The organism is Candidatus Coatesbacteria bacterium (assembly GCA_014728225.1).
Taxonomy (GTDB): domain Bacteria; phylum RBG-13-66-14; class RBG-13-66-14; order RBG-13-66-14; family RBG-13-66-14; genus WJLX01.
In genome coordinates this window covers 1-9,635 of the sequence record WJLX01000008.1, presented here as the reverse complement: position 1 = coordinate 9,635, position 9,635 = coordinate 1, and the positions used below count along the sequence as shown (strand labels likewise).

Below are 9,635 nucleotides of genomic sequence, written 5' to 3'. Positions count from 1 at the left end.
GGCCGCGGCGGCCGCCGCAACGCGCAGTCAAAATAAGCGAGCAACCTCTTCTTGCTTCTCTTGAGATAGCTTTGCAAGATAGCTTTGCATATCTTGGCCGATGGGCATAATTCTTTCCGTAATTCTTGCATTTACATCTGCTGTCGGCCAACTTATAGTGCGCTCTATGGTTACATTTTGGGCAACAACTGGGCCGGTCGGTTGCTCGGTTTTCCGCCACTTGTTGCCCCCCCTTTTTCGCGGCAGAATATCACAGCCCATCCCGGATGTTAACAGCAGGTTACAGACAGGTAGCGGTCCGAAGACGGTAGACGATCCCAAAGATAAAGCGGCCCCCCTTCGGCGACCGCCGGAAAAAGTCCACGCTTGGTAGTTAGAATTGCTGCTCGTACTCGACCCAGAGCTGGGCGGTGCAGGTGACGGGCTCTCCGTCGACGTAGCAGGGGGACCAGCGGGTGTTGCGATAGAGACGGACGGCGTCCCGATCGGCGTCCTCGCGTCCGGAGGATTCGAGGATCTCGATGGCGGTCACCCGGCCCTCGCGGTCCAGCTTGACGGCCAAGCGGACGCGACCCTCCCAGCCGCTGTTCTGCAGCGTCTCCGGAATCCGGGGATCCCGCGGCGTCAGGCAGTAGGGGCTGACGACGATGTTGGAGCGGCTGCCCAGACCGGGATTGACGACGGTTTGTTCGGCCTCGGGCAGGTTCTCCACCTCGGCGCTGGCTTCCCGGCGCTCCTCGACCTCCTCGATGAAGTCCTCCTGCTCCTTCTCGGCCCGGACCTCCTCGCCCGGCCGGGTGGGGGCCAGGGTGAGGCCGGCTTCGGAGGCGGTGCTGGATTCATCGAGGACCTCGAGGCTGCTCAGCCGCACCAGACCATCGTAATCCGTGATCGGCTCCAGTTCCTCGACGCTTCCGCTGTAGAGGAACTGCAACACCAGCAGGTTCAGCAACAGGGACAGCAGCAACGGTTGCTTCAGTTGGGGCTTTTTCATCTCCTCACCTCACTCTACTCTCCACGCGTCTGCGCCGCTTACGACCGGCGGTACGCCAGCACGGGAGGCTCGATGCCGGTACCAACGATAACCTGGACCGACGATCAGCTCGTCATCATCGATCAGACCAGGCTCCCGACGGAGGAGCGTTACCTGACCCTGACGACGGCCGCGGAGGTCTACGACGCGATCAAGCGCCTGGCCGTCCGGGGGGCTCCCGCCATCGGGGTGGCGGCGGCCCTGGGGCTGTACGTGTCCGTCAGGAATTCCGGCACCCTGAAATATGATAGCTTCAAAAACGAGGTCCGTCAAGCAGCGGAGTATCTGGCCGGCAGCCGGCCGACGGCGGTCAACCTCTCCTGGGCCCTGGAGCGGATGCAAGACGTGGTCGATGCGGCGGCCGGTTCATCCGTCGAGGAGGTCAAGGCGGAGCTACTGGCCGAGGCGCTGGACATCCTCGAGGAGGACAAGGCGACCTGCCGGGCCATCGGGCGTCACGGCGCGGAGCTGCTCGCCGACGGCGTCCAGGTGCTGACGCACTGCAACGCGGGCGGACTGGCCACCGCCGACTACGGCACCGCCCTGGCGGTGATCTACGCCGCGCACGAGGCGGGCAAGCGGGTCGCGGTCTACGCCGACGAAACCCGGCCACTGCTCCAGGGTTCCCGACTGACGGCCTGGGAGCTGCAGAAGTCCGGCGTGCCGGTGACGGTGATCTGCGACGACATGGCGGCCACGGTGATGGCCCGCGGCATGGTGGATTGTGTGATCACCGGCGCCGACCGCATCGCGGCCAACGGCGACGCCGCCAACAAGATCGGCACCTATGGTCTGGCCGTGCTGGCCCAGGAACATGATCTACCCCTCTACATCGCCGCACCGCTGTCGACCTTCGATTTCTCCCTGGCCGACGGCGGGGGTATCCCCATCGAGGAACGCGATCCCGACGAGGTACGCCGTTTCCGCGGCGCGGCCAGCGCTCCGCCCGGGGTGCCGGTTTTCAACCCGGCTTTCGACGTCACGCCGCACCGCTACATCACTGCTTTGGTCACCGAACACGGCGTCATCCGGCCGCCCTTCGCCGATAATCTGGCTGAGCTGCGCAAGCGGCTGGGCGCTTAGGACCTCCATTAGATTAGATACGACACAGCTCTTCACGGTTTCACGAGATATGGTTTCCAGCCCGCGGGCCGGGCCGTCACGCTTCTTGCAACCCGGGTTCACCGTTCGGTGAACCCGGGGCAACAAGCGCGCCGGCCCTCCGGCGCGCTGAGTGCGCTAGGCCAACGGGCGGCCCCGGGGCCGCCCGTTGGCGGTTCTTTGACCGTCGTCCGGGGATTAGCTCAGGAGAGCTGTTCGGGGGTGGCGGCGTCCGGCGGGATTTCGTTCGGGGCGGTTTCGAGGCGTTCGAAGACCTCCTCGACGGTCTGGCGGGTGCGCGGCGGCAGCAGGCCGCGGTTGACCTCGTCGACATAATAACCCAGACCGTGATCGCCGCCGAGGGGCACCTGGACGAGGCCGGGCTCGAAGCGTCCGTCGAGGGCGGCGGCGAGAGCCTCCTCGACGGCGGGGCTGACGCTGCGCATCATGCTGGTCAGCACGTGGCCCTTCTCGATCCAGTTCTGGTTTAGATCGCTGCCGATGATGAAGGCCTCGCGTTCGGCGGCCACGGCGGCCACGACCTCGACCTCGCGACCGCAGTAGGCCAGGATGACGTCGACGCCGCGGTCGAACTGCCCGGCGGCCAGTTCCCGAGCCCGCAGGTTGGCCTGCTCGGCGTCGGCGGCCTCGCCGAGATAGTCGATGACGAACTCGATCTCCGGCTCGACGAGACGGGCGCCCTCCTGGTAACCGGCCAGGATGCGCCGGGTGGTGCGGTCGCTGCGGCTGCCGATGAAACCGATGCGTCCGGTCTCGCTTTTGAGGGCGGCGATGGCTCCGACGGCGGCGCCGGCGAGCCGGTTGTCCAGGGAGAGGGCGCGGACGTTGTCCAGGGCCAGCTCGCCGCCGACGAGGATGAAGTTCTGCTCGGGGTAATCCTCGGCCACGGGCTGAAGGTAAGCCGGGTCGCAGGCGGCAATGATCACATCGAGGCCCTGCTCGGCCAACTCGCGCAGAAAGCCCTCGAGCTCATTGGCGTCCCGGGGTTCACGCCACTCGTAGGCCACCCGACGTTCGGCGGTCAGGCGGGTGACGGCGAACTTGACGGCTTCGTTGAAGGACTTGTCGTTGCTGCCGGCGACGCCGTAGACGACGCCGACGCGCTGCCGTCCCTCGACGACGGTCTCGTTGTCACAGGCGCCGGTCAGCAGCAGGAGGGCTAAACAGGTGAGCAGCAATCGCCTCATCGGGCTCCCTCGATTCGGGTTGTCGTGGAGAAACCTGGTAGTTGATTGAAAGGCGGCAATGACTATGGTATTGGGGCGTTGGATTGGTCATGGCTCAGTTGTCGGAACCCCCGCTGTCGCGCGCTCCGTTTCGACGTTCCGGACCGGCGGGGGGGAAATCTCCAGACCCAGCTGCAGCCGGGCGGGCAGGCGCAGCAGCCCCTCGAGGCGCTCGGCGTAGTGTTGAGCGGCGCCGGCCCGCGCGCGGCAGTAGTCCGCCGCCGCGGCACCCAGCCCGCGGGCCGCGGCCGGATCGGATAGCAGCTCGCTCAGGGCGGTCGCCAATTCGCCACCGTCTTCGACCCGGCGGGCTCGGCCCTCGTCGGCCAGTTCCCGGGCCTCGATGGAATTGGAGATCCGCGGGCCGTAGAGCAGGGCGGCACTGAAGACCGCCGGTTCGAGTACGTTGTGCAGCCCCTTGTCGTGGAAGCCGCCGCCGACATAGGCCGCGTCGGCCAGGGAGTAGAGCTCGAACAGCTCACCGACGGTATCCACCAGGACGAAGCGGCCGCGGGGTCGGCGGTCGGGGATGGTCGAGAGGCGCTCCGCTGACGGCAGTCCGGCCGCGGCGCAACGGGCCTCGATGTCCTCGAGATGGGCGTCGTCGACGTGGTGCGGGGCCAGAATCAGCCGCAGACCGGGAACCCGCCGCCGCACTTCGGCCAGGACGGGGATCAACAGCGCTTCATCGGCGGGGTGGGTACTGCCGCAGACCAGGGTTGGTCCGTCGTCGGCGAAGCGGAGCGGTTCCTCGGTGACGGCGGCCCGGCGGCTCAGCACGGCGTCGAACTTGGTATCCCCGGCGATCTCGACTCCGGGGCGCAGATTCTCCAGCCAGGCGGCGTCGGCGGGGGAGACGGCGCCGACGTAATCCAGGGCGCCGTAGACACTGCGGTAGAAGCCGCGCAACAGCGGGTTGGCCGTAGCCGAAGCGCCGTGGGCGGCGGCGGAGACCAGGGCCGTAGGCACTCCGGCGGCGGCGGCGCCCCAGAGGATCAACGGCCAGACGTCGAACTTGACGAAGCACAGCAAGTCCGGCCGGACGGTCTCGAGGAGACGCCGGGCCGCACCGCGGCCGTCCAGGGGGGCCAGGAAGCCCTGGTCGGCCAGGCCGCGCCAGCGACCGTGCTCCAGGGGGGTGCGCGAGAAGAAACTGGTCAGCAGGTAGAGCCGTTCACCGTGACGGCGGCGCAGTTCTTCCAGTAAGGGCCGGCACTGCTCGAACTCGCCCAGGGAGGCGCAGTGAAACAGCAACCGGACGCGCTTACGGGCTGCGCCGGCCGCCAGACCGGCGCTCAACCGGGCGAGCCAACCCCGGCGGGCCCACAGCCCGCGCCGGACCTCGGGATGCGCCAGGGCCGCCAGCCGCGCCGCGCCGCGCAACAGCGGGGCGGCCAGCAGCCCATAGGCCGTGCGCCACCAGCCCCACGTCGTCGGCGCCGGCGGTACACCGCGCCTAGTCTTCGTCGATGATGTTCTCACGGCCAAGCCGATTATACCGGTCCGGTAGCGGCCGAGTAAAGGAGCCGCACCAGGAGTGATGAGAATCACTTGAAAATATCATCATGCGTATCAGGCCCAACCTCAGCAAGCTACGAAAGCGGCATCTCGTTACACCAGGGGCTATTCCACCATCAACCCGCCTAGCCCGCTGAATCGGGGATACTTACCGCCGCGACGACCCCAAAGAGTCCCGGCTTGCCAGCCCGCGCCGCCTGTGGTAACATAAGTTACTGTTAAACATGATGTTAACAACTTGTTTATAACTGCGGGCCCGACGTGGACAACTCCGCAAGAGCAAGACACTACCGCGGATAAGGTCGGGAACCCCCCGGGCCGCCCCGGCGACCGGCTGTGGATAACTCCTGTTTTCCGCGCCGCAAGCTCGCCTACCGACAACGGAATTGACCTGATATCAAGTCCTTGTCGAACGACCGACCCCGCGGCGCCCACCTCCCGTTGACGCGGCGACAAGGGGAAACGCTACCCTGGGACGCCGCCGGTCGGCTGCTGGAACCGCCGACGCCCGAGCGCCCGAACACTCTCAAACCCAGCCTGCGGGAGCGAGCGGACCACGACTTATCCGCAACTATGCCGGAGCCTCGCCGCTCGGGCTGCCGTTCTTACCCCGGCCGCCGTCCCGTCGCACGTGGACAGCGCCGCAGACTATAATCAGACCCGCAGCACCATCCGGACCCTCAGCCGCAACGTTCGACCCACTTGTCGTATAACCGAACATATCCTCCAGCCCCCCGTCTACCATGAATGATTTGAATTCCCTCTGGGGCGAAGTCGCCGACCGCCTCAAGCAAGACATCGATCCCTATCATTTCAAATCCTACATCGCCCTGATCAAACCGCGCAGTTGGGACAACGGCCGGGTCGTCCTCGAGGTGCCCAACCAGCGCTTCGTCGAGTGGATCAACTCCAGCTACCTGGAGACCATCGGCGAGCTGATGACTGTCGCCAGCGGTCGGGACCTCGACGTCCGTCTGGTTTCCAAGCGCAACGGCAACACCCCGCATCCCCCGCCGGCGCGGGCCAACCCCTTCAACGACAAGTACTCCTTCGAGAGCTTCGTCGTCGGCCGGGGCAACTCCACCGCCTACGCCGCCAGCCAGGCCATCGTCGAGCACCCCGGTCAGGTCTACAACCCCCTGTTCATCTACTCCGGCGTCGGGCTGGGCAAGACCCACCTGCTCCACGCCATCGGCAACGCCGTCTACCACGAGCGGCCCGAGCTGCAGATCGCCTACGTCACCAGCGAGGAGTTCACCAACGAGTTCATCCAGGCCATCCGCTACGACCGCTCCGTCGAGCTGCGCAACAAATACCGCAACCTGGACATCCTGCTCATCGACGACCTGCAGTTCCTCGCCGACAAGGAAGCCACCCTCGAGGAGCTGTTCCACACCTTCAACACCCTCTACAACAACGCCAAGCAGATCGTCTTCACTTCGGACCGCCCGCCCAACGAGATCAAACTCGACGAGCGCCTGGTGACCCGCTTCGAGTGGGGTCTGGTCATCGACATCCAGCCCCCGGACATCGAAACCCGGATCGCCATCATCAACTCCAAGGCCGAGAGCGAAGGGGTCAGACTGCCCGAGGAGGTCGTCGACCTGATCGCCCAGCGCGTGCGCACCAACGTGCGCACCATCGAGGGCGCCATCCTGCGCCTCTCCGCCTTCAGCGCCATCTCCGAGCAGCCGATCACCGTCAAGATGGCCCGCGAGGTCCTGGGCAACATCCTGGGCCGCGAGACGCCCAAGGTCTCCATCGGCGTGATCCAGAAGGTCGTCTGCGAACACTTCGAGATCCCGCTGCGCGACCTGCTGTCCAAATCACGCAGCGCATCGATCGTCTTCCCGCGCCAGATCGCCATGTACCTTTCGCGCAACCTGACCAACGCCAAGCTCAACGAGATCGGGCTGCAGTTCGGCGGCCGCGACCACTCCACCGTCATCCACAGTTACAACAAGATCCGCAACCTCGTCGAGCATGAGCCGGAGATCGCCGCCCTGGTCAGCAAGCTCGAACGCCGCGCCGCCGCCGGCGGCCAGTAGGGGCCGACCGGTCCCCCGCCCAGATGGGTCTTCCGAGTGGTTTGTTTCCTTGGAATCCGCTGCGCTTGATCTCCCGCGGGGACGAACGGCAACGGATCCCCAACTACGTTTCCACTGTGTACCGCCGTCTCGGCCGTCGCCGAACGGCGGTTCATGCAGAACCGGGCGCCGCGGGAGATCCTGTCTCAGCCACGACCGCGTCGTCACGGTTCTGACGAACCGGGTTGCGCCACCGCCTCAGCGGCACAATCCGGGCGAGAACCGCGCCGGCGCTGGTGCCCTCTGGCGGATTATCGAACGCCCGCTCGATTCGTCATCCCCCGGCTGGGCCGGGGTTCAGCTCATGCTAAAGATACTGAATAGCCTGTCTAGATATTGACAGTATCGCTCTTTTAGGCTAGTTTATACCGTGGACAAGGGCAATCACGATCACTCTCACGAGCCGTCATTATTATGAAACGAATATTCATCAGCCTGACCATCCTGGTCCTCGTCGCCCCGATCAGCGCAGTGATGACGCCTTTCTTGCGCGCCGAGCTGGCCGAGACGGCGCCGGACGACTTCATCCCCTGCTACCTGACTCTCACCGAGCAGCTGGAACCGGCCGCGGCGGCGGCGCTGACCGCCGGTCTCGACCGGGAAGAGGCGCGCGAGGTCGTCGTCCGGCACCTCAGGCAGACGGCCGCCGTCGAGCAGGCGGCCCTGCTCCAGCGGCTGGAGGAGCTCCGGCGGGCCGGCCTGGTCGGCGAGGTCCGGCCCTTTTGGATTGTCAACTTCATTTTCGCCGAACTGACCCCGACCGCCGTCGAGGAACTTGCCCAACACCCTGATATCGCCCGGCTGACCCGGGGCGCCGACGCCCCCGATGAATGGATCGGCCTGGGTACCCCCCGGGACCAGGACGAGGATCCGGCGCTGCGGGATATCGCCTGGGGAGTCACCAAGATCAAGGCCGATGAGGTCTGGTCCCGTCTCGGGATAACCGGGGCCGGAGTGATTCTGGTCGTCGCCGACAGCGGTCAGCGTTACACCCATCTCGATCTGCAGGACCGCTACTTGACGGAGTTGAGCTACGACTTCAAGGACGACGACGCCGACCCCTACGGCGACACCGGTTCCGGCGAGACCCACGGCACCTTCTGCGCCGGGATCGCGGCCTCCGACGGCGACGCCGGCACCAACGCCGGGGTGGCCCCCGGGGTGACCTACACCGCCCACCGGGTGTTGATGAGCGCCGACTACCAGGGTGAGCTCTCCGTCTGGACCTCCTGGCAGGCGGCCGCCGAGCAGGGCGTCGACGTGCTGGTCAACGCCCTGGGCTGGAAAGACGCCTGGAATCCGGACCGCTACACCTGGCAGGCCGCGGCGCGCAACACCCTGGCAGCCGGAACCTGCCTGGTGGTCGCCGCGGGCAACGACGGTCCTGAACCGGAGACCATCCGCTGCCCCGGTGACGTTCCCGAGGTCATCACCGTCGGCGCCAGCGATGAAAACGATGACGTCTGGGTCGAATCCAGCCGGGGTCCCTCGACCCACTACGACGAGGAGGTCGTCAAGCCCGACGTCGTCGCCCCGGGGGTCGATTGCAAGAGCTGCTACGCCAGCGGGGATTTCGACTACCAGAGCGGCTGGGACGGTACCTCGATGGCGGCGCCCCACGTCGCCGGCACCATCGCCCTGTTGCTGCAGGCCGCACCGGAACTGACACCGGAGCAGGTCGGGGACCTGCTGGAAGCCAACGCCGTCGATCTGGGTCCGCCGGGCAAGGACAACACCTCGGGCGCCGGGCGGATCGACGCCCTGGAAACCCTGCGCGCCCTGGATCAACTACCGCCCCACCTGTTGCTGGAGGAGATCGCCGTTCTGCACGATGACGATGGTGACGGCCAACTGGGCCCCGGGGAGACCATCGAGCTGTCCGTCGGGCTGCTCAACAACGGAAACCTGACCGCCCGGGAGGTCCAGGCCGTGCTGAGCTGCGCCGATGCCGGCGTGACCATCACCAAAAACACGGCGGATTACGGCGACCTGGACGGTGATGCCGCCGTCGCCCGGGGTTTCGTCTTCGAGCTCGCCTGGTACGTCAGCGCCCCCGACGAGTTCACGTTCCAGCTGGAGCTGACGGCGGACAACTGCGAACCCGGCGAGCGGGAATTCAACCTCCATATCCCTACCGCGACCATCGACGACGACGTCGAAAACGGGGAATGGCACTGGCGCACCCTCGGCCTGCAGGACCAGTGGCATATCAGCGAGCAGCGCGCCCACTCCCCGGAGCATAGCTGGAAATGCGGTTCGACCAACGGCGACGGCTACGGCGATTATCTAGACTCCCGACTTCTGAGCCCCATGCTGTACTTCAGCCCCGCCGACGCCGTTTTATCATTCTGGACCAGCTACGACCTGCCCGACGACGGCGATGTCGGCCTGGTCGAGATCTCCAAAGACGCCGTCGGCGAGGAATGGCACACCCTGGTCAGCTTCACCGGTGAACAGGATGAATTCGTCCACCAGAGTATCGGGCTGGCCCGTTACGCCGAGAAGCCGGTCTTCCTGCGATTTCGGATGCGGACGGACCTCGGTGACGACGGCGCCGGCTGGTTCATCGACGACATCCGCTTGTCCGGCGAGGCCTTCGACGCCGGTTGGCTGGCCATCGAATCCGAGGTCGGCGAGGACGGCGTACTG

The 9,635-nt window shown here is 66.1% G+C and carries 6 protein-coding genes; 3 read left to right on the top strand and 3 right to left on the bottom strand.

Annotated features, from left to right (window positions below; genetic code table 11):
• Positions 1-373 precede the first annotated feature (373 nt).
• On the bottom strand, positions 374-994 hold the full coding sequence (locus GF399_00840) for a TonB family protein (protein MBD3398860.1): 621 nt from the start codon (positions 992-994) through the stop codon (positions 374-376).
• Positions 995-1,066: 72 nt separating this feature from the next.
• Between GF399_00840 and mtnA the strand changes: the two genes are divergently transcribed.
• Positions 1,067-2,116 carry an S-methyl-5-thioribose-1-phosphate isomerase gene (mtnA, locus tag GF399_00835; protein ID MBD3398859.1) on the top strand — a complete coding sequence of 350 codons (1,050 nt, stop codon included), beginning with the start codon at positions 1,067-1,069 and terminating at the stop codon, positions 2,114-2,116.
• 221 nt (positions 2,117-2,337) lie between these two features.
• On the opposite strand, the gene GF399_00830 is transcribed toward mtnA, so the two are convergent.
• Together GF399_00830 and GF399_00825 are read right to left on the bottom strand one after the other, a co-directional pair.
• A complete protein-coding gene (locus tag GF399_00830; GenBank protein MBD3398858.1) occupies positions 2,338-3,342 on the bottom strand; it encodes a BMP family ABC transporter substrate-binding protein in 1,005 nt (334 codons plus the stop codon).
• An 87-nt stretch (positions 3,343-3,429) separates the two neighbouring features.
• Positions 3,430-4,932, bottom strand: coding sequence for a hypothetical protein (locus tag GF399_00825; GenBank protein ID MBD3398857.1), 1,503 nt, complete (start codon positions 4,930-4,932; stop codon positions 3,430-3,432).
• Between the two features lie 710 nt (positions 4,933-5,642).
• Here GF399_00825 and dnaA point away from each other — a divergent pair.
• Both dnaA and GF399_00815 read left to right on the top strand, forming a co-directional pair.
• The gene (dnaA, locus tag GF399_00820) at positions 5,643-6,947 is read left to right on the top strand and encodes a chromosomal replication initiator protein DnaA (GenBank protein MBD3398856.1); all 1,305 of its coding nucleotides are present in this window, start codon (positions 5,643-5,645) and stop codon (positions 6,945-6,947) included.
• A gap of 453 nt (positions 6,948-7,400) precedes the next feature.
• A partial coding sequence (locus GF399_00815) for a S8 family serine peptidase (GenBank protein MBD3398855.1) occupies positions 7,401-9,635 on the top strand: 2,235 nt, incomplete at its 3' end.